The 26,401-nt window shown below is 38.7% G+C and carries 27 protein-coding genes and 3 pseudogenes; 17 read left to right on the forward strand and 13 right to left on the reverse strand.

Translation table 11 applies throughout. The features are described from left to right. Positions 1 to 117 (forward strand): annotated as a pseudogene (locus ACEN3Z_RS07490) (IS30 family transposase); the annotation flags it as partial. Between the two features lie 59 nt (positions 118 to 176). On the opposite strand, the gene ACEN3Z_RS07495 reads toward ACEN3Z_RS07490, so the two are convergent. Next, positions 177 to 755 carry a rhodanese-like domain-containing protein gene (locus ACEN3Z_RS07495; protein ID WP_407090347.1) on the reverse strand — a complete coding sequence of 193 codons (579 nt, stop codon included), beginning with the start codon at positions 753 to 755 and terminating at the stop codon, positions 177 to 179. A gap of 142 nt (positions 756 to 897) precedes the next feature. Next, the gene (locus tag ACEN3Z_RS07500) at positions 898 to 1,227 is read right to left on the reverse strand and encodes a four-helix bundle copper-binding protein (protein WP_407090348.1); all 330 of its coding nucleotides are present in this window, start codon (positions 1,225 to 1,227) and stop codon (positions 898 to 900) included. Between the two features lie 199 nt (positions 1,228 to 1,426). Between ACEN3Z_RS07500 and ACEN3Z_RS07505 the strand changes: the two genes are divergently transcribed. Next, the gene (locus tag ACEN3Z_RS07505) at positions 1,427 to 2,710 is read left to right on the forward strand and encodes a competence/damage-inducible protein A (protein WP_407090349.1); all 1,284 of its coding nucleotides are present in this window, start codon (positions 1,427 to 1,429) and stop codon (positions 2,708 to 2,710) included. Positions 2,711 to 3,183: 473 nt separating this feature from the next. Here the strand turns inward: ACEN3Z_RS07505 and ACEN3Z_RS07510 are convergent, their stop codons facing one another. After that, on the reverse strand, positions 3,184 to 3,483 hold the full coding sequence (locus tag ACEN3Z_RS07510; protein ID WP_407090350.1) for a hypothetical protein: 300 nt from the start codon (positions 3,481 to 3,483) through the stop codon (positions 3,184 to 3,186). 87 nt (positions 3,484 to 3,570) lie between these two features. On the opposite strand from ACEN3Z_RS07510, the gene gloB reads away from it, so the two are divergent. The 4 genes from gloB (at position 3,571) to ACEN3Z_RS07530 (ending at position 8,316) form a co-directional block, all read left to right on the forward strand. After that, positions 3,571 to 4,272, forward strand: a complete 702-nt coding sequence (gene gloB, locus ACEN3Z_RS07515; RefSeq protein WP_407090351.1) for a hydroxyacylglutathione hydrolase — start codon at positions 3,571 to 3,573, stop codon at positions 4,270 to 4,272. A 24-nt stretch (positions 4,273 to 4,296) separates the two neighbouring features. Further along, complete coding sequence (locus ACEN3Z_RS07520; RefSeq protein ID WP_407090352.1) at positions 4,297 to 4,761, forward strand: SixA phosphatase family protein; 465 nt, start codon at positions 4,297 to 4,299, stop codon at positions 4,759 to 4,761. 20 nt (positions 4,762 to 4,781) lie between these two features. Further along, positions 4,782 to 5,306, forward strand: coding sequence for a hypothetical protein (locus tag ACEN3Z_RS07525; RefSeq protein ID WP_407090353.1), 525 nt, complete (start codon positions 4,782 to 4,784; stop codon positions 5,304 to 5,306). Between the two features lie 244 nt (positions 5,307 to 5,550). Beyond that, positions 5,551 to 8,316, forward strand: coding sequence for a cation-translocating P-type ATPase (locus ACEN3Z_RS07530; protein ID WP_407090354.1), 2,766 nt, complete (start codon positions 5,551 to 5,553; stop codon positions 8,314 to 8,316). Between the two features lie 43 nt (positions 8,317 to 8,359). On the opposite strand, the gene ACEN3Z_RS07535 is transcribed toward ACEN3Z_RS07530, so the two are convergent. Further along, positions 8,360 to 9,097, reverse strand: a complete 738-nt coding sequence (locus ACEN3Z_RS07535; protein ID WP_407090355.1) for a CPBP family intramembrane glutamic endopeptidase — start codon at positions 9,095 to 9,097, stop codon at positions 8,360 to 8,362. Positions 9,098 to 9,274: 177 nt separating this feature from the next. Here ACEN3Z_RS07535 and ACEN3Z_RS07540 point away from each other — a divergent pair, with 177 nt between their 5' ends. The 3 genes from ACEN3Z_RS07540 to ACEN3Z_RS07550 all read left to right on the forward strand — a co-directional run bounded on the left by ACEN3Z_RS07540 (position 9,275) and on the right by ACEN3Z_RS07550 (position 12,816). Continuing rightward, complete coding sequence (locus ACEN3Z_RS07540) at positions 9,275 to 9,739, forward strand: CopY/TcrY family copper transport repressor (RefSeq protein ID WP_407090356.1); 465 nt, start codon at positions 9,275 to 9,277, stop codon at positions 9,737 to 9,739. After that, positions 9,732 to 11,834 (forward strand): copper-translocating P-type ATPase, encoded by a 2,103-nt coding sequence (locus ACEN3Z_RS07545; protein ID WP_407090357.1) that lies wholly within the window; start codon positions 9,732 to 9,734, stop codon positions 11,832 to 11,834. The genes ACEN3Z_RS07540 and ACEN3Z_RS07545 overlap by 8 nt, the downstream gene beginning before the upstream one ends. Positions 11,835 to 11,925: 91 nt before the next feature. Beyond that, positions 11,926 to 12,816 carry a nuclease-related domain-containing protein gene (locus tag ACEN3Z_RS07550; protein WP_407090358.1) on the forward strand — a complete coding sequence of 297 codons (891 nt, stop codon included), beginning with the start codon at positions 11,926 to 11,928 and terminating at the stop codon, positions 12,814 to 12,816. Positions 12,817 to 13,061: 245 nt separating this feature from the next. On the opposite strand, the gene ACEN3Z_RS07555 is transcribed toward ACEN3Z_RS07550, so the two are convergent. Further along, positions 13,062 to 13,613 (reverse strand): DUF924 family protein, encoded by a 552-nt coding sequence (locus ACEN3Z_RS07555; RefSeq protein WP_407090359.1) that lies wholly within the window; start codon positions 13,611 to 13,613, stop codon positions 13,062 to 13,064. A 112-nt stretch (positions 13,614 to 13,725) separates the two neighbouring features. Between ACEN3Z_RS07555 and ACEN3Z_RS07560 the strand changes: the two genes are divergently transcribed. From ACEN3Z_RS07560 to proS, 3 genes are all read left to right on the forward strand, one after another. Continuing rightward, a complete protein-coding gene (locus tag ACEN3Z_RS07560) occupies positions 13,726 to 14,205 on the forward strand; it encodes an LURP-one-related/scramblase family protein (RefSeq protein WP_138404767.1) in 480 nt (159 codons plus the stop codon). 17 nt (positions 14,206 to 14,222) lie between these two features. Further along, on the forward strand, positions 14,223 to 14,834 hold the full coding sequence (gene lepB / locus ACEN3Z_RS07565) for a signal peptidase I (protein ID WP_407090360.1): 612 nt from the start codon (positions 14,223 to 14,225) through the stop codon (positions 14,832 to 14,834). Between the two features lie 265 nt (positions 14,835 to 15,099). Next, on the forward strand, positions 15,100 to 16,539 hold the full coding sequence (proS, locus tag ACEN3Z_RS07570; RefSeq protein ID WP_407090361.1) for a proline--tRNA ligase: 1,440 nt from the start codon (positions 15,100 to 15,102) through the stop codon (positions 16,537 to 16,539). Positions 16,540 to 16,651: 112 nt separating this feature from the next. Here the strand turns inward: proS and ACEN3Z_RS07575 are convergent, their stop codons facing one another. The 6 genes and pseudogenes from ACEN3Z_RS07575 to ACEN3Z_RS07600 all read right to left on the reverse strand — a co-directional run bounded on the left by ACEN3Z_RS07575 (position 16,652) and on the right by ACEN3Z_RS07600 (position 18,691). Next, on the reverse strand, positions 16,652 to 17,137 hold the full coding sequence (locus tag ACEN3Z_RS07575) for a uroporphyrinogen decarboxylase family protein (RefSeq protein WP_407090362.1): 486 nt from the start codon (positions 17,135 to 17,137) through the stop codon (positions 16,652 to 16,654). Continuing rightward, positions 17,113 to 17,265, reverse strand: coding sequence for a hypothetical protein (locus ACEN3Z_RS07580; protein ID WP_407090363.1), 153 nt, complete (start codon positions 17,263 to 17,265; stop codon positions 17,113 to 17,115). Before ACEN3Z_RS07580 ends, ACEN3Z_RS07575 begins: the two co-directional genes overlap by 25 nt. 54 nt (positions 17,266 to 17,319) lie before the next feature. Beyond that, complete coding sequence (locus ACEN3Z_RS07585) at positions 17,320 to 17,487, reverse strand: hypothetical protein (RefSeq protein ID WP_407090365.1); 168 nt, start codon at positions 17,485 to 17,487, stop codon at positions 17,320 to 17,322. A 21-nt stretch (positions 17,488 to 17,508) separates the two neighbouring features. Further along, positions 17,509 to 17,652 (reverse strand): hypothetical protein, encoded by a 144-nt coding sequence (locus ACEN3Z_RS07590; RefSeq protein ID WP_407090366.1) that lies wholly within the window; start codon positions 17,650 to 17,652, stop codon positions 17,509 to 17,511. 2 nt (positions 17,653 to 17,654) lie between these two features. Beyond that, positions 17,655 to 18,248, reverse strand: a pseudogene (locus ACEN3Z_RS07595) (amino acid ABC transporter permease); the annotation flags it as partial. A gap of 134 nt (positions 18,249 to 18,382) precedes the next feature. After that, a complete protein-coding gene (locus ACEN3Z_RS07600) occupies positions 18,383 to 18,691 on the reverse strand; it encodes an ABC transporter permease subunit (protein ID WP_338487402.1) in 309 nt (102 codons plus the stop codon). A 283-nt stretch (positions 18,692 to 18,974) separates the two neighbouring features. Here ACEN3Z_RS07600 and ACEN3Z_RS07605 point away from each other — a divergent pair, with 283 nt between their 5' ends. From ACEN3Z_RS07605 to ACEN3Z_RS07620, 4 genes and pseudogenes are all read left to right on the forward strand, one after another. Further along, positions 18,975 to 19,892: an ATP-dependent 6-phosphofructokinase gene (locus ACEN3Z_RS07605; RefSeq protein WP_407090367.1), complete on the forward strand. Its 918-nt coding sequence runs from the start codon at positions 18,975 to 18,977 to the stop codon at positions 19,890 to 19,892. Between the two features lie 23 nt (positions 19,893 to 19,915). Further along, positions 19,916 to 21,919 (forward strand): transketolase, encoded by a 2,004-nt coding sequence (tkt, locus tag ACEN3Z_RS07610; RefSeq protein ID WP_407090368.1) that lies wholly within the window; start codon positions 19,916 to 19,918, stop codon positions 21,917 to 21,919. A 110-nt stretch (positions 21,920 to 22,029) separates the two neighbouring features. Then, entirely contained in the window at positions 22,030 to 22,977 is a 948-nt protein-coding gene (locus tag ACEN3Z_RS07615; protein ID WP_407090370.1) for a sugar-binding transcriptional regulator, read from the forward strand. Between the two features lie 555 nt (positions 22,978 to 23,532). Further along, positions 23,533 to 24,492 (forward strand): annotated as a pseudogene (locus ACEN3Z_RS07620) (IS30 family transposase). An 84-nt stretch (positions 24,493 to 24,576) separates the two neighbouring features. On the opposite strand, the gene ACEN3Z_RS07625 reads toward ACEN3Z_RS07620, so the two are convergent. Together ACEN3Z_RS07625 and ACEN3Z_RS07630 are read right to left on the reverse strand one after the other, a co-directional pair. After that, positions 24,577 to 25,134, reverse strand: coding sequence for a sugar O-acetyltransferase (locus ACEN3Z_RS07625; RefSeq protein ID WP_407090371.1), 558 nt, complete (start codon positions 25,132 to 25,134; stop codon positions 24,577 to 24,579). A gap of 40 nt (positions 25,135 to 25,174) precedes the next feature. Next, on the reverse strand, positions 25,175 to 26,056 hold the full coding sequence (locus ACEN3Z_RS07630) for an AraC family transcriptional regulator (protein ID WP_407090372.1): 882 nt from the start codon (positions 26,054 to 26,056) through the stop codon (positions 25,175 to 25,177). A gap of 257 nt (positions 26,057 to 26,313) precedes the next feature. Here ACEN3Z_RS07630 and ACEN3Z_RS07635 point away from each other — a divergent pair. Further along, a partial coding sequence (locus ACEN3Z_RS07635) for a helix-turn-helix domain-containing protein (RefSeq protein WP_407090374.1) occupies positions 26,314 to 26,401 on the forward strand: 88 nt, incomplete at its 3' end.

The raw sequence follows: 26,401 nt of genomic DNA on the forward strand, positions 1-26,401 counted from the left end.
GTGTCATCGATTGCACACAAACGGAACACGATTCCACGGAAATCCTTACACTACCGAACACCGTTGGAAGTATTTTTGAGTTACTTAGATGAAGCAGTTTTGTCTAGCTTAATTTGACAAATCAAATCTATAAATACTAACTTTGGATACACCGACTTTACTAACATTGCAAAAAGTTAATAAACTGCCTGTTGAACGGCTTTCATCCCACCTTCAATGACGACAGGTTTATAGCCTTTATTAGCTAGAAAAGAAGCAGCTGCAGTTGCGCGATTACCTGAGCCACATAGTGTATAAATCTTCTGGTCTTTATCTAACTTTTGGTAGGTGGAAGGTAAGTCTTCAAGTGGAATATTAATTAAATTCTCTTCAGGGGCAGGACGTGTAATCTCATCAGGATGTCTGAGATCAAGTAAAATATAGTCATCTTCTACTGCAAGAAAATCATGTACGTTGATGGATTTGATTTGTTGTCTGCTTTCTATCGGAATATCGTGTGCTAAAATATATCCTTGAACATCAATAAATCCGACTTCTTGGCTCAATAATTCAAGCTCGTAAATGAAATCTTTTGATTCTTCATTAATAATAAAAATGATAGCTTGATCCGATGCGATAAATGATGAGGCGTACTTTTTGAAATTACTTGGATTAAGATTCAGCGTCTTTGGACCATGTCCAGCTTGATAGTCCAGTTGTCCACGGACATCGATGAGTTGTTGATTATTTATGTGTTTGTAATTGAGTTTTTTCATGGCGATAGTCTCCTTAGATGTTTGTATCGTAAGTATAACGGAGCAATATAGATAAGACAAAATGAAACGATTCTGTTTTTAAAGTTGAGACAAAAAATGAGTATAAGCCTCCCTTAGGAACTTATACTCGTCTTCTAATAAATTATACTGCTAAATATTCTTTACATGCTGCTTCGCATTCACGACACGCTTTAGCGCATTCTTTACAGTGATCGTGATCATGTTGTTCACATTCACTTGCACAAGTATCACAAGCTTTAATACACAACGCAATCGACTCATCTAACAAGGGACTTTGACGATGTGAGAAAGATACAACCATACCACATATATCAGCACAGTCTCGGTCTGTCCGAATACATTCCGCCATCATTTTTACGTCTTCTTCTTGCAAGCATCTATCAAAACAGTGCTCGCAAGCTTTTTGGCATGCCATTACTTTTTCGATTAATTTCTCTTTTGCTTGTACCATAATTTTCCCTCCTTATTTTTCTATTATCTTTATTATTATTGTACAATAAGCTTACTATGTATACGCTTTATCTGCAAATGATATCCATTTACTTAGGCGACCATTCTCGCAAAATGCACTCGTACAGTTTTTCTATCCACTAAACAGTTGTGATAAACTGAAAGATAATAAAAGTAAAAAAATCTGGGAGGTTGATTGAATGAAAGCAGAGATTATATCAGTCGGTTCAAGTTTGTTAAAAGGCTTAGTTGAGAATAAAAATGCAGCTTTTATTGCTCGTAAGTTGACTTCTGTAGGTATTAATGTGACTCAAGCAGTTATGATTGATAATTCTAAAGAAAAGCTATTGGAAACCATTGAGAAAGCAGAGCAACAAGCAGATGTACTCGTGTTTACAGGTGGCTTAGGTCCTGATGAGGACGATATCGTCAAAACAACACTATCAGAGCATCTCGATAAACCACTGGTCTTAGATGATGACACACAAAACCGAATTATTACTTACCATAAAAATTCAGACTTAATCATGCCAAAAAATAACCAACTTCAAGCGCTAACTTTACTTGATTCGATTCCGTTAGTGAATGTCACAGGTCTCGCTTTGGGAATGTTTTATCAATCTGATACCCATACGTATATCTTACTACCAGGACCAACTGATGAATTAAAACCCATGTTTACCGAGAAAGCCTGGCCACTTATTATTGAGCATCTTTTGAATGGACAAGTCGTCTCAACAAAGCTAGTCCGACTGTTTGGTTTAACAATGGCTCAAGCGCAGAGAAATCTCGGTGATATTTTGGTATCTGACGACTCGACATTTATTGAGATTTTTCCAGCGGGTTTAGAGATTGAAGTTCAGATTACTGCGAGAGGTCTTGACGCCGATGAGGTTCATCAACTCATTGCTAAAGCTGAGAGTGAGATTGAAAAAAGTGTTGCTCCTTATATTATTGGCTACGGTGATCAAAATTTACCTAATATTGTAAGAAAGCTACTAAAAGAGAAGGAGCTTAAAATAACTGGGGCTGAGAGTTTAACAGGGGGCGCATTTTTAAGTGATTTGTCGAGCTTATTTGAAGCTGGCCTATTTTTTGATGGAGGGATGGTTACGTATGATGAATCCATTAAAAAAGAAGTTCTAGGTGTAGATGAGGAAGTCATTGAAACGCATGGTGTAGTGAGTGCAGAGTGTGCATTTGAGATGGCTGAAAAGGCACTTGAAGCGTTTGGGGCAGATCTCGCTGTGTCCTTAACGGGAGCGGCAGGGCCAAGTTCACTAGAGGGTGAGATACCGGGAACTGTCTGGATTGGTGTGGCGGTTAAAGAGAAGTCTACTTTTGCGAAGAAATTCCACTTTGGATACAAGCGTAATCAGAACCGTGAATACTCTGTTTGGAGTGCATTTAACCTGATTCGTCAGGTTCTTTTGGACGAAGAGATTGAATCAATAATTTATAAAGAAAAAGTGAAAAAAAGATGAATGAAACGCTTGACAAGCAAACGCTTACATGGTACTATGTAGTTAGTAAAGAGAGAGATGCAACTGTAAGTAAAGATTGGCGTTTCACTCTTTACGACAGAACCGTCTTAAAGGTTCGGAGTAGCAGTGAAAGTGCTACTCAGCGTATCAGGACTATCTGTTGTTTACCATAATGCTAGAGGTAACTGTGTAAAGAAATAGCGAAGTCTAGTAGATGTATATAAATGACAGTGGTGTGTATTTAAGTTTAGATGTGCAAGTGTGAAGAAATTTGCATTTCAACAGGTAGTGACCAATACGCAGAAAGTAATGTGGTTCCGATGCAAGAAAAGTATAAATTAACACACAGAAAAACGACACGCAACACACTCGTTTATTCAGATATATAGTACCAAACGGAATGACATTACTAAATTTTTAGGGGAAGGGCATAAAGCCCTTCCTTTTTGTATTGGAATGGATTTGGTTGGCGGCTAGAGTACAATCGCGAATGCGTGTGGCAAGAAATCGCTCAACTCAAGCCAAATGACAATCCCGTTTGTCTCAAGTTCACCCAACTCAAGCCAAATGACAACTCCGTTTGTCTCGAGTTCACCTAGCTCAAGACGATTGAGAATCTCGTTTGTCTCAAGTTCATTCAACTCAAGCCAAATGAGAATCCCGTTTGTCTCGAGTTCACCCAACTCAAGCCGAATGACAACTCCGTTTGTCTCAAGTTCATCTAACTCAAGCCAAACCACCCCGCCATTTGTCTCAAGTCTGCATTTTCCCAACTCCCACAAGTAGTATCACAAGAAAAGTTCTGTAAACTTTGCTAAGATTAGAATAAAGATAAATATAAGCAAAGAGGAGTGAGTGATATGAATATTAATCCAGTAAAAGCCTTTTCTGACAACTATATTTGGGTCATAGATAATGGAACTGATGGAATTATTGTCGATCCTGGTGAGTCAGCGGGTGTTTTAGATTATTTTGACAAAGAAGCATTGGACTTAGCTGCGATCATCCTAACGCATAAACACGATGACCATATTGGTGGGGTTAAAGATGTCTTAGCAAAATACCCAGAGACACCTGTTTATGGACCGAAAGAAACTGCCAGTCTCAACCAAGTTACTGTCAAAGATGGCGATGAGTTTGAATTATTGAACCAAACCTTTAAAGTGTTTAAAAGCGGTGGTCATACCGAAGGGCACATCAGTTACTTAATGGGAGATGACTTATTCTGTGGGGACGCATTGTTCTCAGGCGGTTGCGGACGTGTATTCACCGGGGATTATCAAGCTCAGTATGATGCGCTTCAAACCTTTAAAGCTCTACCAAATGAGGTCAAAGTCTATGCAGCGCACGAATATACAGAAACGAATTTACGTTTTGCTCACGAGACAGATCCAACAGATCCGTCATTTGCAAAAGCTTTAGAAGAAGTACAAGCACAAAGAGCAAAAGATCAACCGACTTTACCTTCGACAATTGGAATAGAAAAAGACATTAACTTGTTCCTACAAGCTGAAAACTTAGAAACTTTTATTGAATTAAGAACAGCGCGAGATAATTTTTAAGCATAGTTAAAAGGAGAGAGAATCATGGAGCTGATATTCATTCGCCACGCGAAAGCTGAAGAGCGCAGGGAAGGACTCGTTGACATCGACCGCCACCTGACTGATAAAGGGAAGGAAAAATACGCAAAACTACTACCCGAACTCGAAGAAAAACTCGGGCCACTGAAAGAACGGAACTTTGTCAGCTGGTCAAGTCCGGCTAACCGAGCACAAGAAACTGCCGCACTCGCCACTGATAAATTAAAGCTTGAGAAACCAAGGATTCATGAAATTATCTATACTGGAGAGATAGAAAAGTTTTTAGAAGCATTAAAAACCGTTCAAGATGATGCGACGTTACTCGTCTTTGGACATAAACCGACTTTAAGTGAGTGGGTATATGAATTCACTGGTGAGTCCCGCCGGATGCGAAAAGGGTCAATGGTTAGTATAGACGTGACACAAAGAGACCCACTCAAAGCCACATTCAATTGGCAAATTCTCACATAAGTAAGTTGAGTAGGAAAGGAATGTCGACACTGAAACCACAATTTTTACAATTACAACCTTCAGCCACCGATGAAAAACGGTGGGTAGCAGAAATTACGGGCGACGATCCGACCTTTATCCTTAGCCGAGAATTCCAACCCGAAATTGAGCCCGGCGTTTGGGCGATGTATGACGGCTGGTATCAAATTCACGGACAAACGCCTGGGATCACCCCGTTTCAAAAAGAATATGTCCGAGTCTTAGACGGGAAAATGACGCGGAGACTAGATTTCCGTTTTGTTAAAGAACATGTGCCGCAAATAAAAGCAGCGGAACCTGAACGGAAAGAACGTCTAAAGCACCAGATTATTTCTGTGTTCAATGAAATAAAAGCCGAAGTGACTCATGAACTCGTTGATGAAGCAATCATGCAACAACAAGAAGACTTGGATATGGTCGAAACATCCCAAGAACTCCTAGGTGGGTTGAAAGTGCTATTAAAGCAAAAAGACCGAATCATCAAACGCTACAAAGAAGCCGTCGAGAACTTTCGTGAAGAATGGTAAGCAAATTTATTAGAGAATTGTCTATAGAGGCAGTTCTTTTTTTTGTATAAAATATGAGCTTATTGCCAACTTAATTTAAGTGTAATTATATCGAAATATTTATTTAAAATAGTGTAATATCAAGCTTATTTAATATATTTTCGAAAAGCAAATAAATTTAATTGCTTTAAATTAAATGTTATATTAAGAATATGAAAAAGTAAGGATGCAATTTTAAAAATCTAATAAACAAGAGGAGTTTACTATGAGTGAAATATATAAGAGGAAACTAGAGGAAGTGCTTGAAGAATTCGACACTTCTGTTGAAGAGGGTTTGAATGAGTCTCAAGTCGAAGAAAATCGGGAAGAACACGGTGAGAATAAATTAGAAGAATCAGAAACAAAGTCTAAATGGGAGATTTTTCTAGAGAATCTGAATAATATTATCGTTTACTTACTCGGTGTTGCGGCTGTTATCTCAGTCATAATGGGCGATTGGGTTGAAGCGCTAGCAATTTTATTAGCTGTTTTTATATCTGTCTTTACAGGGTATTTTGTTGAGGTTGGAGCGCAAAAATCGGTTGAAGCCCTCCAATCAATGGTGGATACAAAAGCAAAAGTACGCCGTAACGGTGAAGAGATTGAAATTGATTCGACCGAACTTGTGCCCGGAGATATTCTAATCTTAGGGGAAGGGGATGCGATTGCGGCTGATGGACGGTTAATTAGTGCCAATAACTTTGCGGTCATGGAAGCAGCCTTAACCGGAGAGTCTGAAGCGGTCGATAAAGATGCTGACGCAACATTTGAAGAAGATGAAGCACTCGGTGACCAATTAAATATGGTCTTTTCCGGTACAGCAGTAACCCGCGGTAAAGCCGAAGCCGTTGTGACGGGTATCGGTATGAATACTGAAGTAGGTCAGATTTCAGAGATGTTAGATGAAGATCAAGACCGAGAAAGTCCACTAGATAAAGAAATAGACAAATTAGGTAAAGCTTTAATTATTGTTGCCTTTGTTGCAGCAGGATTAGTTTTATTAATTGGTATTCTTAACGGTCAAGATACGGCAGAAATGCTACATGTGGCAGTTATTCTAGCAGTAGCGGCGATTCCAGAAGCTATGCCAGCGGTTGAAACGATTACCTTATCCAACGGGATGTCGACGATGGCTGAACATGAAGCGCTCGTCAAAAACCTATCCGCGGTTGAAACGCTAGGGTCAACGTCGATTATTGCTAGTGACAAGACCGGAACCCTGACGGAAAACCAAATGATGGTTGAACATCTAATTATTAAAAATGATGAAAAATATGAGGTTACTGGGAACGGTTATGAACCTAAAGGTACTGTGAAATACAACGGTGAAGTTGTTGACGTAGAAGCTAAGAATATTCATGACACAGACGCTTTAAATGACAACGATCAAGATTTACTGAAGCTGATTACTAATGGTTTTTTATCCAGTGATGCAAAATTAGTTAAACAAGACGAGGCGGATGAAAATGAAGAAGCGGAAAATGACGGCGAGTATACTATTGAAGGAGACCCAACGGATGGGGCTTTAACTGTCTTAGGACACAAAATTGGTATGTCACCAGAATTTTTAAAAGAGACTGAATTTGAGCAACTAGCTGAAATTCCTTTTGATTCTGAGAAGAAATATATGGCTACTTTCCATAAACTGCCCGATAATATCTACCGTTTTATTATGAAGGGTGCTTTAGATGTAGTAGCTGAATATACAGACATTGATGATGAAGAAAGTGAATTTTGGTCAGAGAGGAACGAGCTTTTAACTGAAGAAGGGAACCGTGTCATCGGCCTAGCCAGCTATACGGTTGAAGACGAGAATGAAGCCAATGAGATTACAGAAGACATCGAAGGTTGGTTTGATAATAATCGTAAGATATTAACGATTGATGGCTTGTTCGGAATTATGGATCCACCAAGAGAAGATGTTGCCGAATCAATCAAACAAACGCAAGAGGCTGGTATTACTGTGAAAATGATTACCGGTGACCACCCTCGAACAGCGTCAGTGATTGCAAAAGAAATCGGGATTAACAATTGGGAAAACACCATGACTGGTAAAGAAATTGACGAAATGCATGATTCATCGGACTTCATTAACCGAATTAGAGAATCAGCTGTCTTTGCCCGCGTCTCTCCTGAGAACAAATTACAAATCGTTAGAGCTTTTCAAGATGAAGGTGAAGTCGTTGCGATGACTGGAGACGGTGTAAATGATGCGCCTGCCTTGAACGGTGCTGATATCGGTGTCGCGATGGGAATTCGCGGAACGGAAGTCGCAAAAGAAGCGTCTGATATGATTTTAACGGATGACCGTTATTCAACCATTGTCGATGCCGTGCGTGAAGGTCGAATCATATTTGAAAACATAAAAAAATTTGTATCTTTCCTATTCGCCTGTAATATGGTTGAAATTGTGTCAATTTTATTCACAATTATCTTCCTATTACCGATGCCAATTCAACCTTTACACATTTTATTCCTTAACTTATTCATTGATATCGGACCGGCCATTGCCTTAGCTTATGAAGAAGCCGAAGACAATGTGATGAATCACCCGCCACGTGATCCTGAAAAAGGGTTGGTCAACCGTCAATTCTTAAGTCGAATTATTATAAGTGGGATATTTATTGGACTAGGAGCTTTCGGAGTATTTTTCCTATTCCATAATTTCACAGACGTATCCTTAGAATATGCTCAAACGGCTGCCTTTACATATATGGCTATCGCTCAATTAATGCATATCTTTAACGTCCGTAAATTCAAATCCTTTGGCTTGGACCGCACGCTATTCCATAATAAATTTTTAGTGGGTGCCATGGCTTTAGGTGTCGCTTTACAATTGGTTGCCGTTTACTTACCATTTATGAATAATGTCTTAGGGACAGAACCACTGACATTGATGACTTGGGGAATTATTCTAGGCTTTGCGGCTGTGGCTACATTTATCGTTCATTGGTTGAAGATGTTAACCAATAAAATAGGTGCAGAAGAATAACAAAATAAGAGAGCTCACAAAATGACGTGAGCTCTCTTTTCATTTAATAAACATCCAACATTAAAAGCACAAGAGGCATCGCAGCAAAGGCTAAATTGACAACAAAATGCGCGAAAATGTTGGGAAATAATCTTTGATGGCAGTGGAAAATCAAAGCACTACCAAGTCCCCAAAAGAAGAATGCGCCAATATAAACTAAGGCCCCTTGCCAACTCGCCGCTAACATACAATGTTGCAAGCCGAAACCAATCGACGGAATGACAATACCTGCCCACGGCTTACCAAAACCTTCAGCAAACTTAGGCTGGGCATAACCTCGGTACATGATTTCTTCAATCGGCGCATTAATAAATGGAAAGAATAAAGCGACAATCGCGCCAACCCACCTTAGCCAAACAGGTGTAGTTAATGGATTGTTAGCTAAATCACCCGTAAAGATGACTTCGAACTGGTTAAGATAATCGGTTCCAAAAATTAAAAACGCGACCCCATTTACCGCAGCAGCAAAAGGGATAAAGAGTACGAAAATCCAAAGCAGCCCCCATAGGAGATCTTTACCTAAACGGTCCCTTTGAAAATCAATCACATCCCAAATCGAACGACCTTCTGAATGTAGGAGTCGTGTCATTAAATAGAGAGAAAGGAGATTGGCTATCATAAAATATATGACTGCGATATCGGGTGAAAAAGGGAACGGAATGTTTAACAACAAACTCATTAGACTCATGATCAAAAGTAAAAGCGGCAACCGGATGAACGAGACAAGCCAAGCTTTTTTCATTATCAACCTCTCCTTATGAAAGCGCCGTTATATTTTAATCTTATCATAAACGGAGGAATTTATATAAATGTAATGGATATAAGTTGACTTGTACGAGTTACATGTGTAAACTAAACTTTAAACAATGACTACAATTGTAGTCGTAATCATAAACTTAGTTTGAAAGGAGATATTTTATTGACAGAAGCAATACCAACGTTAAAAATTACCGATGCAGAATGGGAAATTATGCGAGTCATCTGGGCTCAAGGCAAGGCGACAAGTCGCGAAATTATCCAAGTTTTAGAAGATAAAATGAACTGGAAAGCTAGTACAATTAAAACTTTAATCAGCCGTTTAGTAGAAAAAGGCGCTTTGGATACCGAACAAGAGGGACGCAAATACATTTACTCATCTAAACTGACAGAAGAAGCCAGTTTAGATGAATCTATTTCAGATATGTTAGCTCGTATTTGTAATAAGAAAGCCGGGGAAGTAATCGGAGATATGTTAACCAACGCGCCTTTAAGTCAAAGTGATATTGAAGAATTAATGAGCATTTTAAAAGAGAAAAAGAAAACGGCATTGGACGTTGTGGCATGCGACTGTGTGTCTGGCCAATGTGAGTGTCAAGTAAATTTAGGAGGGGAATTGAATGAGTAAGGATAAACAACACCATCACGACCATCACAATCATCATGACCACGGAGGGCATGACCATCACGACCATCATGACCACGGAGGGCATGACCATCATGACCATCATGACCATCACGACCATCACGACCATCATGAGCACATGGATCACGGTGGCCACGGACATCATCACCACCATGGGAATTTTAAACAAATTTTCTTAAGATCTTTACCGATTGGGTTAATCATTATGTGGATTTCTCCACTGATGGGCTTGGACATACCGTTTCCATTTCAATACACTTTTCCATATTCGGATATTTTAGCTACCGTGCTGTCTACATTCCTTATTTTCTATGGAGGGAAGCCGTTCTTTCAAGGTGCGGTTGGTGAGTTTAAAGAGAAATCACCAGGGATGATGGCGCTTGTGTCTTTAGGGATTGGCGTGTCGTATTTATATAGTGTCTATGCGGTAATTATGCGCTATGTTACGGGCGAGTACCTGATGGATTTTTACTTCGAATTCGCATCGCTAATCCTTATTATGTTGCTTGGACATTGGATTGAGATGGTTGCTTTAGGTAATGCCGGAGATGCTCAAGCCTCTTTAGCAAAATTACTTCCGAAAGAAGCACAAGTTGTCTTACAAGATGATTCGATTGAACAGCGCCCGGTAACAGAATTAAAGGTTGGCGACACTGTCCGAGTTCAAGCAGGCGAAAACATTCCAGCTGATGGAGAAATCATTCGCGGAACGTCTCGAGTGAATGAAGCGCTACTGACGGGTGAATCTAAACCGATTGAGAAATCCGAAGGCGACACAGCTATCGGAGGATCAACTAATGGACAAGGGACGTTATTTATTAAAGTCAGCCAAACTGGAAATTCATCATTCCTCTCTCAAGTTCAAAGTTTAGTCACAGAAGCTCAAGGTAATCCGTCTCGAGCAGAGAACAGAGCACATCAAGTTGCGAGTTGGTTATTTTATATTGCGCTCGGTGTGGCATTAGTGACATTCGTCGCTTGGTGGGTAATTGCTGATTTACAAACATCGATTTCTTATACGGTAACCACGCTTGTTATTGCTTGTCCGCATGCTTTAGGATTAGCGATTCCACTTGTGATTTCGCGAAGTACTAGTTTAGGTGCTAATCGCGGACTACTTGTGAAAGACCGTGAAGTTTATGAATTAACAACAAAATCAGACACGATGATCCTCGATAAAACAGGAACGCTGACTACTGGTGAATTTAAAGTATTAGCGATTGATTCATTATCAAGTGACTATAACGAAGACGAGCTATTAGCTATCATGGCTGGAATTGAAGGCGGGTCAAGTCACCCCATCGCTCAATCAATTATCGAACATGCCTCTGAGGAAAATGTAAACCCCGTTGACTTCACATCAACAGAAGTCGTTTCTGGTGAAGGAGTTGTGGGAACTTATCAAGATACAGAGTATAAATTAGTGAGTCAAAAAGTGTATGGAAAGTCGATTGATATTGAAATTTTACCTGGTGCAACGATTAGTATTTTAACTAAAGATGGCGAAGCATTGGGCGCAGTGTCTCTAGGTGACGAGCTTAAAGAAACTAGTAAAGAACTGATGACAATTCTCAAAGACAAAGGCATTACGCCAATTATGGCAACAGGTGATAATGAAAATGCCGCCAAAGGTGTCGCAGAAACTTTAGGTATTGATTACCGTGCAAACCAGTCACCACAAGACAAATATGATTTAATTAAAAGTCTACAGTCTGAAGGTAAGACGGTTATTATGGTTGGAGATGGTGTGAATGATGCGCCGTCACTCGCATTGGCTGATGTCGGAGTCGCCATTGGAGCCGGAACGCAAGTGGCAATTGATTCCGCAGACGTTGTCTTAACCCAATCTGAACCCGGCGACATTGAATCCTTTATCGAACTGTCTTTCAAGACAAACAGCAAGATGAACCAAAACTTACTTTGGGGAGCAGGCTACAATTTCATTGCAATCCCATTGGCTGCGGGTCTTTTGGCATCTATCGGAATCACTATTTCGCCCGCGCTCGGTGCAATTTTAATGACACTTTCAACAATTATTGTCGCAATGAACGCACTCACTTTAAATTTAGATGATTAATTTTTAAAATAAAAAATGAAAATCGCCCTTTTTTACGTATATATATAGGGGTGATAAAATTCAGAAAAATATCGAACTCATTCAACTCGAAATGTCGGTTATACGCCAAATATATTTAGCTGAAGAACAGAAACGTCGATTTTGGTCTTTAAAACAAGGCTATATCGGGGAATCAGAAGTTGCTCAATGGTTAGAAAAATACGCCGACGATAGTTGGCATGTCCTTTCAGACTACTGGTTTAACTACAAAAGCACGATGCAAGCCGATTTTCTATTAATCAAAGAAAATCACTGGTTAGTTATTGAAGTGAAGAATTTTTATGGCGAATTTGAATATAGAAATCACGAATGCTACATTAACGCGCATTTAATGGAAAATAATTTTATGAATGCCATGGCGACCAAAGTACGGCGCCTAACACGAATTGCCAATGAAGTCTCCGAAAATATTAAAGTAACCGGTGCGATGATTTTCATCAATGAACATTGCCAAGTTAAACTCGATTATGAATTTGACTATGAAATTATACAGCGCAACCAATTTAGAAACTTCTTGAAAAAGCAGACCGAATTTCTTGCCAAACCTCTGTTACCAGCATATTTGAATAGAATACAAAAAGTCTTGAACCGCTATTCGATTGAAAATCCGTTCCAGCCTACAGGCTTGCCTATAGAAGACTTTGCGACTATCCATAAAGGCGTTACTTGTCCAGCGTGTCACCGATTTGATGTAGAAATCACTTTAAGAAAAGTGACATGCCGGCACTGTCATTTTAAAGAAGCAAAATCAGAAACAATACTCAGATCCGCACGGCAATTGCGCTATGTATTCTTTGACAACAGTGAAATAGTCACAACAGAAAATGTGTACCAGTTTATGGGCGCAAGCGCAGCGTCAAGATCCTTAATCCGAGACATACTTGGGAAAAACTTTAAGAAAGTGGGGAAAACAAATAAAACTTACTATGAAATAGAGATTTAAAGGGGAAATGTTAGGGGAAGTGAGTTGATTCGCCAGCTCAGATCCGTGAGCTAGCGAATCAAGTGCAACTGCGCCAGCTCAGAATCGTGAGCTAGCGAATCAAGCGTAACTTCGCCAGTTCAAATCTCTGAGCTAGCGAATCAAGCACAACTACGCCGGCTCAAATCCGTGAGCTGGCGAATACACCCAAAACCCAATTCAAACCAGAAAAAAGTCCGCAACACATTCGCTGCTGACTTTTTATATTAGAAACTGCTATTAGGCTCAGTCAGAAACGCTGCTTCTTGCGGAGTTGTCTCACGGCCTAGAACATCATTCCGATGAGGGTAGCGACCGAAACGGTCAATGATATCTTTATGTAAGTTTTCACAGTGTAGTGCATTCTCGTCACCAATTTCAGTAAAGATGCGTAAAGCTGTCTCGTGAATTTCAGTAGATTCAGAATGCATAAAAGGCATCATTGCGAAGTGTTTTTCCTGAACAGAGAATTCTTCATCAAACTCAGGTAGTTGATATAATTCCTGAGCTAAGACGAGTGCCATCGTATCTTGGGTGAAACACTTCTCGTCGCCTCGGCATAAGTTACGCGAGAATTGGTCGAGAACAATGATTTCTGCGAGGCGGCCGTAAGGATTGTCACGCCACTCCCATAATAAGCCAGCACATGCGGCTTCCCAAGTTTTTTCAAAACGCTGTCTAATTTCGGAATCGAAATCATCATTTTTCTCAAATAACAAGTCCGCATTTTCAGGGGCAAACCAAAAGTCTAATACATCTTGATAACGAGCTAGTTTCACAAATAATTCCCTCCGCTTTTATTAGTATACATTTTATAGTAAAAACATTTTCTTAAATACAATTGAACATTAAATATAATAAGATTATAATAAGGCTCAAGGGGTGATATCAATGCAATTATACATGAAACAAAAAATGTTATCATTTAAACAGGATTTTAATATTGTCGATAGCAATCAGAAGCCGGTTTATAAAGTGGATGGAGAATTTCTTTCACTTGGTAGAAAACTGCACATCATTAACATGGAGACCAATGAAGAGGTCGCTTTAGTTAAACAGAAAGTATTATCACTCATGCCACAAGTGGACGTCTTTGTCCGAGGTCAAGAAGTCGCAAGTATTCGCAAACGCATCACGTTATTTAAACCACAATTTGATATTGAACAAATTGGCTGGACGATAAAAGGCGATTACTTTGCGCACGATTATATTATTTATGATCGAGAAGGAGATTTAATTGCTCAAATAAAGAAAAAATACTTTGCTATGAGCGATACATTTGAATTTAATATCGATGCTGAAGAAGTTGACCCAGTTATGGTGATTGCGGTTGTGTTAGCTATCGACACTGTAATGGATAGTAAAGATTAAGTAGATTGAGGTAAAAGATGACTTTTAAAGGTATTATCAGAGAAATAATCAGTACGCTTATCTGGGTTGCAGTGATATTTCTAGGAATTAAAGTATTTTATGCGTATGTTATGGAACCGTTCATCGTGGACGGAAGATCTATGGAATACACATTACATGACGGCGAGAAAATGTTTATGATGAAATTAAACGATATTGAGCGCTTTGATGTGGTCGTATTCCCAGCACCTGGGGGACCGATTACTTCAGACGAACCGCAAAGTTTATATATTAAACGCGTGATTGGTATACCTGGGGATACAGTTGCTTATCAGGATGACCAATTAATATTGAACGGTGTGCAAATGAATGAACCATATTTAGACGACATGCGCGCAGATGTCTTAGGAAACTTTACGAGTGATTTCCAATTAGAAGAAATTACTGGATCAGCGACCGTACCGGAAGGGCAAGTCTTTGTAATGGGAGACAACCGTCGCAATTCACTTGACGGACGGGCATTTGGCTTCATCGATGCCGAAGATATTATCGGAGAGGCAGATTATATTTATTGGCCACTTTCTAGTATGCGAGCGCTTGATCAATATGAAATGAATGAAAATCAAGACACAATTGTCCAAAGAGATTGAACTTTATACAACAAATAGCTATAATATAAGCATTGTTAGATTAGTAAACGAATTGACGGTAATAAGAGAAAGTCACCTAGGCTGAAAGTGACGTGCCCACTCATTCGTTGAACCTACTAAACAGTTTATGGGCTCGCCTCCTTATCGGCTCTAAGTAGGTTGGCAACATGCCGACAACTGAGGTGGTACCGCGGAGATCAACTGTTCTTCGTCCTTATTTGGACGGGAACAGTTTTTTTGTACAAAATTATAACAGGAGGTTACTATGGTAACGAGAAAAGAAGATTTTTCAAAATGGTATATCCAAACAATTCAAAAAGCTGACTTAATGGACTATTCACCCGTACGTGGTTGTATGATTTTCAAACCCAACGGTTTCGAAATTTGGGAGCATATCCAAGAAGCTTTAAACTACCGATTCAAACAAGAAGGTATCCGAAATGCATACTTCCCAATGTTAATTCCCGAGAGCTTCTTCAATAAGGAAAAAGATCATATTGAAGGATTCTCACCAGAGTTACCGTGGGTTACTGAAGCTGTGGGTGAGCCATTAGAAGAGCGCTTAGCGCTACGTCCAACATCAGAAACGATGTTTGGTGATGCGTATTCTAAATGGATTAACTCATACCGTGATTTACCAATGGAAATGAACCAATGGGCAAACGTATTCCGCTGGGAAAAACGTACAATGCCATTCCTTCGTACGTCAGAATTCTTATGGCAAGAAGGGCATACGGCTCACGCGAATGCCGAAGAAGCTAAAAGACGTACACAACGTATGTTAGATATTTATGCAGAAGTGATTGAAGGCGTATTAGCTATTCCAGTATTTAAAGGTGAAAAAACACCTTCAGAACGCTTTGCTGGTGCAGAACGAACTTACTCTGTTGAAGCAATGATGCAAGATACAAAAGCTGTTCAAGCAGGAACAAGTCACTACATGGGAACGAAATTCGCTGAAGCTTTTGATATCAAATACTTAAACAGCGACAACGAACACGTTCACGCATTCACGACATCATGGGGTGTATCAACACGTTTAATCGGAGCAATGATCATGTCTCACGGTGACGACCAAGGACTAATTATGCCACCAAAAGTTGCACCGCAACAAGTCGTATTCATTCCTGTTGGACCATGGCAAAAGAACCCAGCGATCATGGACAAAATCTATGAATTGAATGAAGAATTAGCAAGCAAGCAAATTCGTACAGTTATCGACGGAAGCGATAACCGTCCAGGTTACAAATTCAATGAATGGGAATTACGCGGTGCGCCACTTCGTGTAGAAATTGGACCACGTGACTTAGAAAACAATAAAGTCATCGTTAAAGCGCGTGACTTAGATGAAAAAATAGATGTTGAATTCACAAACTTTGCTGAATACATCGAAAATGCCTTAGACGAAATGCAAAATCGCCTATTAGAATCAGCACGCGAACGCAATTCACAACACATCTATACGGACATCAATACATTAGAAGAACTTGAAAACCATATTGAAGCGAAAAAAGCTGCAAACGAAAACCCAGGTTGGATCTTAGCAGGATGGGACGGAACGGAAGAATCAGAAGCGAAGATTAAAGAACGCACTGGTTTCACAACACGTAACATTCCAGTTGATGGTACAGTAGATAAGAAAGACGTATGTATTGTGACAGGTAACCCAGCAACAGAAACTGTTTGGTTAGCCAGAGCATACTAATTTAAAGAAGATTAAACCGAGACTGTGTAAAAACAGCCTCGGTTTTTTGTTGAGATCTCGTGACCTCTTAAACAAGAAAAACCGTCCTCGAAAGGACGGCTTAATTATTGACTTACTTATTTAATAACGCTTCAGTTTCGATTTTTACTTTCTGTAAATAACGAATTGTATCTTCTTCAAAAGGATGTCTAATCCCACACCCAGGTGTAAGAATTAAGTGCTTTCCACCAGACTCTGTAATTGAACGGTAAATTTGATGACGAAGAGGGTTGCGATTATTGTGTGTAATATCCATACGTGCAATGCCGCCCATGACACATTTGTTAGTATAATCAATACCTTCTTTTAACTCCGGTAAACTTTCCCACACATGCCAGTTAAACACTTGAACGGGATAATCTTTAACCAGGTCGAACATAATATCATCACCATGTGCATGAATTGCGTTAAACCAACCATCACGAGCTCCTTTCAACACTTGTAAGTCATAAGGCGCACCATATTCAGCGTATATTTCTTCACTCGTTTTGTCATAAGAACTCATTTGTGATGCGAAGTAAACACCGGCTGCACCTAACTCAATGGCTTTATGTGCCAACGAGCTGTTGATTCAGAAATTTTATCGAGTGCTTGGTGAATGTAACCATGTTCATCCTGTTTAAGGTGGTTAATCAGTTGCCCTTTAGCTAATTTAGCTGCTGTTGTTAAGGGACTAAAAACCGTCATAATCACCGGTGCTTCACCGTCCACTAAATTCAGTAAGTGTTCAAGGTGGTCAAGTTATCTTTGTAGGACTGACGCGGTTTCAAACTCTAACAATGGTAAGTTTGACCAGTCTTCATAGGCATTAATCGGTGTTTTAATCACTTTAGCCACCCCACCTTTAGCCACTTCAGAAAAATCGATCTCCGTATTATAATCTTCTACGGCGTACATACCATTATTCATCGTTTTAATAAAATCTAAATCTTACTGTTTAAATAGATCATACGTCGCTTGGGCGACTTCTTTGGGTGAGCGATCAATCTCTGGTATATGTGTCCAGAAGGAAAAGGGGATTGAACCCTGCTTTTCACCACTAATCGCTAACTTTATACGGTCAAATTTATTCACTATTACACTCCTTGTCTACGTGTTTCACCAAATTGTAATTTCAATTCAACACGGTTAAATATCATTTGTAAAACGCCACAGATTAACCAGTAAACTAAAGCTGCCGCAATATAAGATTCTAAATAACGATAACTTAATGCCGCAGCGTAACGGGCTTGAGCCAAAATATCTACTATACCAACGGTAAAGGCAAGTGACAGACCTTTAATATTTTTCAAAAAGGCATTGAGAAACAAAGGAATCGCCACACTTAATACTTGTGGAATAATAATGCGATGTAAGTCCTGACGACGTGTCATCCCGATCGATTGACCAGCCTCAATTTGACGGGGATCAATGGACTGAACTGCCCCTCGGATATTCTCCGATTCAATCGCAGCTTCAAGTAATGAGAAGATCGTAATAACAATAATTAAACTCGGAAAATCATGTGGTTGCACTGTGACCCCAAAGATTGCCAGTAAGGAACTACTCGCTTGAGGTAAACTGTACATCATCACGAATAAATGAACGATTAACGGCACCCCGCGCATATAAGAGACAAATAGACGAACGAGTGGTGTAATAACCGGTACAGGCTTCATCTTTAATTGAGCGAAGACAGCCCCTAATTAAATCCCAAAGACTAACACCACAGCAGCAATTCCAAAAGTCCGTGGTACAGCCCGCATGACAACCCAAATAGTATCAATCATAACTTGTGTATCAAAATCCAATGTGCTCGACCTCCTTATCTTTGATAGTAGCGACTATAACCCTTCTCGAGGAAATTCAATCCGAATACGAGAAGTGAAGACAGCGCCCAATAAATTAACGCTATCGCAATATATACTTCAAGTTGATAAACACCGTAGGTGTTCGCGATTATAATATCTGCTTGTCCCATTATATCGACTAAACCGATTAAGAACAGTAACGACGTATCTTTTAACAAATCAATTAACGCATTTCCTAAACTGGGTAACGCAATCGGTAATACTTGTGGGAAAATAATGCGACGATGTTTTTGCCAACTTGTCATACCTTCAACTACTAACATTGCCTACCTCCTAACTCGGGCATAACCCAAGAATATCAATATTCAGTTATATGTTATTTGAAGGGAATTGTATACTGAATAGACCTAAATACTGGTATTAGGTAGAGGCGAATGGTCTAAGTTTTAGCATCCGACACACCTGGTAGCAAATGCTTTACTTTTATGTGAAAGCGTTGTACAATAGTGTTGAATCTGTGATATTATTGTTTCTAATGAAACCTTTGATTGGTCAGAATCTTATGTTTTGTTTTACTATATGGTTTAAAGAATTTAGGAGAATCAGATGAAGCGTATTGGTGTACTAACTAGCGGGGGCGATGCTCCAGGAATGAATGCAGCCATTAACGGGATCGTTGATGAAGCGCGCAAACATAACATCGAAGTTCGTGGTTATCTAGAGGGATATACTGGTTTAATCGCGAATGATTATATTGAATTGACACCTGAAGTTGTAAAACCACATCATCATGTGGGCGGAACTTTCTTAGGTACGTCAAGGTCGGAAGAATTCAAAAAAGCCGAGGTTCAAGCTGGAGTTGCTAAGCAATTAAAGCAAGATAATGTAGATGGACTAGTTGTCATTGGTGGAGATGGGTCATATCATGGTGCTTATAGTTTATCGAAACTAGGTATACAAACCATTGGGATTCCTGGAACGATTGATAATGATATTCCACTTACAGAATTAACTTTAGGCTTTAAAACTGCCATTCGAAATGTTGTTGAAACAGTTGATATTATCATCCAATCTGCGTCAAGCCATAAACATCTTTATTGTATTGAGGTGATGGGCCGTAGAGCGGGAGATATTGCAAGATGGACCGGTCGTGCGCTAGACGCAGATGGTATAATTGCTGAACCAGGAGATTTTGATGTGAATCTAGTAAAAGAAACCATCGAAAAATCCCAAGCTATGAATAAGCGATATCAGTTATTCATTCTTGCAGAAGGTGTCATGTCAGCTCAAGAGTTTAAAGAAGTTGTCGAACGTGAGACAAGATATCCAATTCATCCATTATTACTTGGTCATATCCAACGAGGTGGAAATCCAGTTGCCGAAGATCGGATTTTAGGTTTAGATTTTGGAGAACACGCTGTTGCTTTGTTAAGAGAAGGAAAGACGGAGCGTTGCACAGCGGTTATAGATAATAAAGTAACAGATGTAAGTTTTGAAGAAACATTCGCATTAATAGAAAAATAAAAATAATTCTTTGGAGGAATATAATGTTTAACGAAAAAGATTTAGTAGCGGTCAATACATTACGTGCTTTAAGTGTGGAACAAGTTGAGAAGGCAAATTCTGGTCACCCTGGTTTACCAATGGGTGCGGCTCCAATGGCCTATGCTTTATGGGCAGGTCATTTAAATGTGAACCCAGAGTTATCTGATTGGCCAAACCGAGACCGTTTCGTATTATCTGCAGGTCATGGTTCAGCTTTACTTTACAGTTTATTACATATGAGTGGTTTTGATGTAACGATTGACGACTTAAAAGACTTCCGTCAATTAAACGGTCGCACACCAGGGCATCCTGAATACCGTCATACAGATGGCGTTGAAGCAACAACCGGACCTTTAGGACAAGGAATTGCACAAGCTGTAGGGATGGCAATGGCGGAGCAACATACTGCAGCTGTCTACAATACAGATGAGCATCAAGTTATTGATCACTACACTTATACATTAGTTGGTGACGGGGACTTAATGGAAGGAATTAGTTACGAAGCGATTTCTTATGCAGGTCGTCAACAATTAGATAAATTAATCGTATTATACGATTCAAACGATATCTCATTAGATGGTGACTTAGATAAAGCCTTCAACGAAGATATTAAAGGACGTTTTGAATCAGCGAACTGGAACTACTTACGTGTTGAAGATGGAACTAACTTAGACGATATCTCAAACGCGATTCAAAAAGCAAAAGAAAACAAAGGAAAACCAACTTTAATCGAGATTAAAACAGTGATTGGTTACGGTTCTCCTCAACAAGGAACAGCAAATACACATGGTAACCCATTAGGTGCTGACAACTGGACAGCAACACGTGAAGTTTATGGATGGACTCATGAAGCGTTTGATGTGCCAACAGAAGCACAAGAATTATTCGATGAAAAAGTAAAAAATCGTGGTAAAGAAGCTTATAATGCATGGTTAGAAGTATTCAATGCCTATAAAGAAGCTAATCCAGAGAAAGCTAAAGCCTTTGAACAAGGATTCAACGGACATCTTGCAGAAGACTATGCAGCTAACTTAGAATATAAAGGTGCAGATGCTAAAGCCGAAGCCAGTCGTGCTTCAAGTGGTGCTGCTATTCAAGGTCTTGCTGAAAAAGTACCTTTCCTATGGGGTGGATCAGCTGACTTATCAGGATCTAACAAAACAATGATCGATTCAGACACGGATTTCATGCCAGAAAACCGTGCAGGAAGAAACATTTGGTTCGGTGTGCGTGAATTCGCGATGGCAGCCATGATGAACGGGATTGCTTTACACGGTGGAACTAAAGTATACGCTGGAACATTCTTCGTGTTTACAGACTACTTAAAGGCAGCAGTACGTCTATCAGCACTATCTAACTTACCAGTAACTTATGTTATGACACACGACTCTGTAGCAGTAGGGGAAGATGGCCCAACTCATGAGCCAGTCGAACACTTAGCAGCATTCCGTGCAATGCCTAACCTAAACTTAATTCGACCAGCCGATGTGAATGAGACATATGCTGCATGGAAAGTAGCAATTGAATCAGAAGACCGTCCAATAATGTTAGTTCTATCACGTCAAAACTTACCAGTACTAGAAGGATCTAACGAATTAGCTGAAGAAGGCGTTCGTAAAGGTGGATATGTTATCTCGCCAAGTGAAGGTGAAACTCCTGAAGGTATCTTAATTGCTACTGGTTCTGAGGTAAGCTTAGCTATAGAAGCACAAGCGAAATTAAAAGAACAAGGTGTAGATGTATCAGTGGTATCACTTCCAGCACAAAACTTATTCGATGAGCAATCAGCAGAATATAAAGAAAGTGTCTTACCAAAAGCTGTACGTAACCGTATGTCAATCGAAATGGGCGCAACTTTCGGTTGGGAACGTTATATCGGTTTAGATGGTGTAGCATTAGGTATTGACCGCTTTGGGGCATCTGGTAAAGGTGAAGAAGTCATTGAATACTTCGGCTTTACTGCAGAAAATGTTGTAAGTAAATACACTGAAGCGTTTGGAAAATAATTAAACAAGCGTTTAAATAATATGTGTCCATCAAAGTAGACCTTAGCAAAGTTGCCTACTTTGATGGACTTTTGTTATTCACTAATAATGATGGGTAATTGGAGGACTGTATGGAGAAAATGGGTGAAAATGACATTGTAAAGATTGCGACGATGTACTATGAAGAAGGAATGACTCAATCAGAAATCGCCCGCGAAAAAGGCGTATCGAGATCATTCATATCTAAAATGATTGTTGAAGCAAAAAGAGATGGAATCGTTGAAATTGTGATTAATAGCAGTAGTGTCTATACGGCTAGGTTAGAAAGGCAAATAGAGAAAAAATTCAAGCTAAAAAATGCCATTATCATTGATACACTAGATATTAATAAAGCTGAAGTGAAAAAAATGGCAAGCCAACAAGCTGCTTTATACTTGAAGAAAATACTTCCTTCACACCAGACAATCGGTATTTCTTGGGGGAATTCCTTAAGAGGTTTAGTGGATCATTTTCCTTATACGAATCATCAAGGTGCCACAGTCCTGCCTTTGATCGGTGGGTTAAGTGATGATTATTTTGAGATACAATCCAATCAATTGAGTTACGACTTAGCGAGGAAGATGAGAGGTAAGGCGAAATATCTTTATTCTCCTGCATTAGTATCAAATGAGTTAATACGAGAAGAGCTCAGTAGTAACAATGCAATTCAAAGTATCTTGGAAGAAGGAAAAACAGTTGATTTGGCTTTAATTGGGATTTCAAGTTTGGATCAAGAAAGTAACATGCGAAAAATTGGCTTCTTAAGTGAAGAAGATGCGACCGACTTAAAGGGGCATAATGCTGTAGGTGTTATTAATTCACGATTTTTCAATCAAGAAGGAAAAGAAGTAGATAGTGAAATAAATAAAAATGTTATTGGTCTAAATCTTGAAGAATTGAGAAAGATACCTGCTATTATGACTGTGGTATATGGGGATCAGAAAGTTGAAGCAATCCGAGCAGCGCTTGAAAGTGATTTGTTGAATATTATTGTGACGACGGATACGATTGCTGAGGGGTTGTTGGGGGACGGTATTTAACTACACAAAATGGACACTAAAACTGTAGACTCAGTTTTAGTGTTTTTTGTGTAATAAATGAAGAGTTCGATAAGAATAATTCACATATTTTGATTTAGTCTATAAAATATATGAATAAATATGTTTTATTTTTCTGACGTATTGGACTTATAAAGTTAAAGACTTTTATAAAATCCTAAAGATTAAAATTAACTGGATTCATTTGATGAAAGAGTGGATAAAGTTATCGATAGGTAACCTTATCCTTTATTTTCTCTATATACTATAGTTTAAGCGACGAGTGAGTTAAAATTTCATAGGCAAGTTAGGGGAAAGTATCAAAATAACAATAACTATTTGAATTTTTCTTCATATTCATTTATTATCATAGACAAGCGTGAATCACATTTACACAAATCCCAAATATTACTAACTTAGAGAGTAGGGGTAAGTATGTTTGAAGATGGAGTCGTTAAGTATCGCCGATTGTAACATTAAGCGAGACAAATAAAAAAATCATTTATGTTACACTCAAATTGTCATTCCGTCGAAAGAATACAGGGAGAGTGAACATAAATGACCTATACCCATCTTACACCAAATGAACTCGTAATTATAGAGGCATATTTTCATCAAGAAACACCCGTTGCTTTCGTTGCCAAGAAACTCAAGCGTGGTAGACAGGCCATTTACAATGTTTATCATTTTCTTAAACAAGGAAAAACGGCTCTCGAATACCTCGAACAGTATAAGAAAAATAAAAAACGTTGTGGAAGAAAGCCGATTGAAATACCCAAAGCAGAAAAAGAATACATCGAAGACAAGACAACTTAAGGCTGGACCCCGGATGTGATTGTTGGACGAGGTGAGTTTTCAATTTCATGTTCTGTCCGTACCTTATATCGTCGTTTTAAAAATGGTGAGTTTGATCAAAGCAAGTTACCCATGCAAGGGAAACGAAAACCAAACGGTCATCAAGAACGTCGTGGAAAACAAGCATTCAAACGAAATATCACTGAGCGAGAAACGGATTATGCTTCTTTTGAAACAGAGTTCAGTCATCTAGAAGGCGACACGATTGTCGGTGTCAATCATAAAAGTGCCGTCATCACCCTCGTTGAACGCCTTTCAAAAGTCATTATTGCTTTGAAACCTGAAGGTCGTAAAGCAATCGATATTGAAAAAGCAACGAATACTTGGTTTCAATCGATTCCTAAAAATCTCTTTAAATCGATTACTTTCGATTGTGGTAAAGAGTTCTCAAATTGGAAAAATATCAGTAATACGAATGATATAGCTATTTATTTTGCAGACCCAGGAACACCATCACAACGAGGTTTAAACGAACACTCAAATGGTCTCCTTCGAAAAGATGGCCTACCGAAAGAAATGGATTTCAATCAAGTCAATCAGGATTTCATCTCCTCTGTGGCTTCAAAAAGAAATCATATACCTAGAAAATCACTGAACTACCAGACACCATTGGAAGTCTTTTTGAGTTATGTAAATGAAGAGCAGTTGTCTCGCTTAATTTGACAAATAATACATCTAAAACCCCCCTAAATCCGTGTCCGGATTTAGGGGGTCACTACATTGTGAACCAAGTCTTTTTTTGTGATTTCATATTCTTTTTATCACCTTACAAGGCGTACCAAAAGCAAGTACGTTACTTGGGATATCTTTAGTGACGGTGCTGTTAGCACCGACGACACTGTTCTCTCCGATAGTAACACCGGGAAAAATAGTCACATTTGCTCCTATCCACACATTCTTTTCGATGGTGACAGGCTTATTGAATTGTGCACCTTTCAATCGAAGCTCAGGTTCTAGAGGATGAGAAGCGGTAGAGATAGTTACATTGGGACCGATCATGACATGATCTTTAATTTCAACACGAGTATCATCAACAATAGTCAAACTAAAATTGATATAAACATTGTTTCCAATATAAGTATTCTTCCCCCAATTAGCATGAAAAGGGGGCTCTATGTACGAATTTTCTCCCATAGCTCCTAATAAGTCTGTTAATATACTTCGGACTTTTTTTGTTTCACTAGGTAAAGTATGATTGAAATGGAACAGTAAATCTCGATACTTTGCTTGATCATTTAATGTTTCTGAGTTTTCAATATATATTTCACCAGAATGCATTTTATTATAAATATCTTCTGTATTCATAAAAGTTCCTTTCTATTATTTATTTGAAAAACGATTTAAATCATACCTTCAAAAACTCCTCGCGAATAAACAAAGCCTTGTCGATTTCTTCTTCGGTTAAATTCCTGAATTGGGTTGGACTATAACCATAATATTCTTTGAACATTTTAGAGAAACTAAAGGCGTCTCTATAACCGACAGTACTAGCTATTTCTTTAACTTGGGAATTAGATCCTCGCAGTAACTGTGAAGCTTGATTCATTCTGAGTTCTTGAATGATTTGTTTTGGAGACTGGCCATAGTGTTCTTTGCATAATTTAAACACATAATTACGACTAATATTGAATTCTTCCGCAATATCACCTACTGTGAAAGCACTGTGAAAATACTTATAGATATAACTGTAAATTTTTTCTGCTAAACGTGGTTCTGAAAGAGCATTCGTATTTTGATGATTGGTAAGTGGAAATTCTTCATTAAGCGAGTAAAGAAAATGATATAACATACTAAATGTTTTCAAATTGTCTTGTAAATCATTCGGATCACTTTCGGATAAAAAGTATATAAATTGTTTCATTTCTTCAAAAACCGGACTGCTATCCTTGAAAGTTAAGACATCAACATTTGGAATCATTGAATTACTCAAATAAGTATCTAAATGGTCGCCGCCTATACCAATCCAACAGATGGTCCAAGGGTCATCTTTATCTGGATAATAATAAACATGTTGATTCTTTTTCAAAATAAAGCTATCACTTGCGGTTAATTCATAATTTTTATCATTGACAGTATAATGACCTTTTCCTTCCAGAACAATATGAAATACTATATCGTGCTTAACTTTGTAGTTATTAATTTGGTTAGTCTCATACTTTTGTAAGCCGGCTTCTATCAAGGACAGATCTCCATTATCTAGAAAAAGATGTTTCCAATAACTATTCAAAAAATAACCCCCTCTCAATACTACACAGATAGTTTATCATATAGTAAACAAAATGACATGTTTTTGTGACAAATGAATATAGACTATTTTCATGAGGAAATATAAAATAATGATTGAAAGGGCTTACTGAGTTAGATAAGTAGCAAGTTGTTTTATTAAATGATGAATTGTAAAATTAAGTGCGACAAATAAAGAAACCCATAACAGGTTCGTGTAAGATGTTAGTAACGACAAAAACATAAACACGGAGGTCTGTTATGAGCTACACACATCTTACCATAGAGGAACGTTCAAAAATAGAAATACTCTATCAAGAAGGTTATAAAATTAATCGCATTGCCCAAT

Source organism: Ruoffia sp. FAM 26254, from assembly GCF_045528545.1.
Classification (GTDB): Bacteria; Bacillota; Bacilli; order Lactobacillales; family Aerococcaceae; genus Ruoffia; species Ruoffia halotolerans.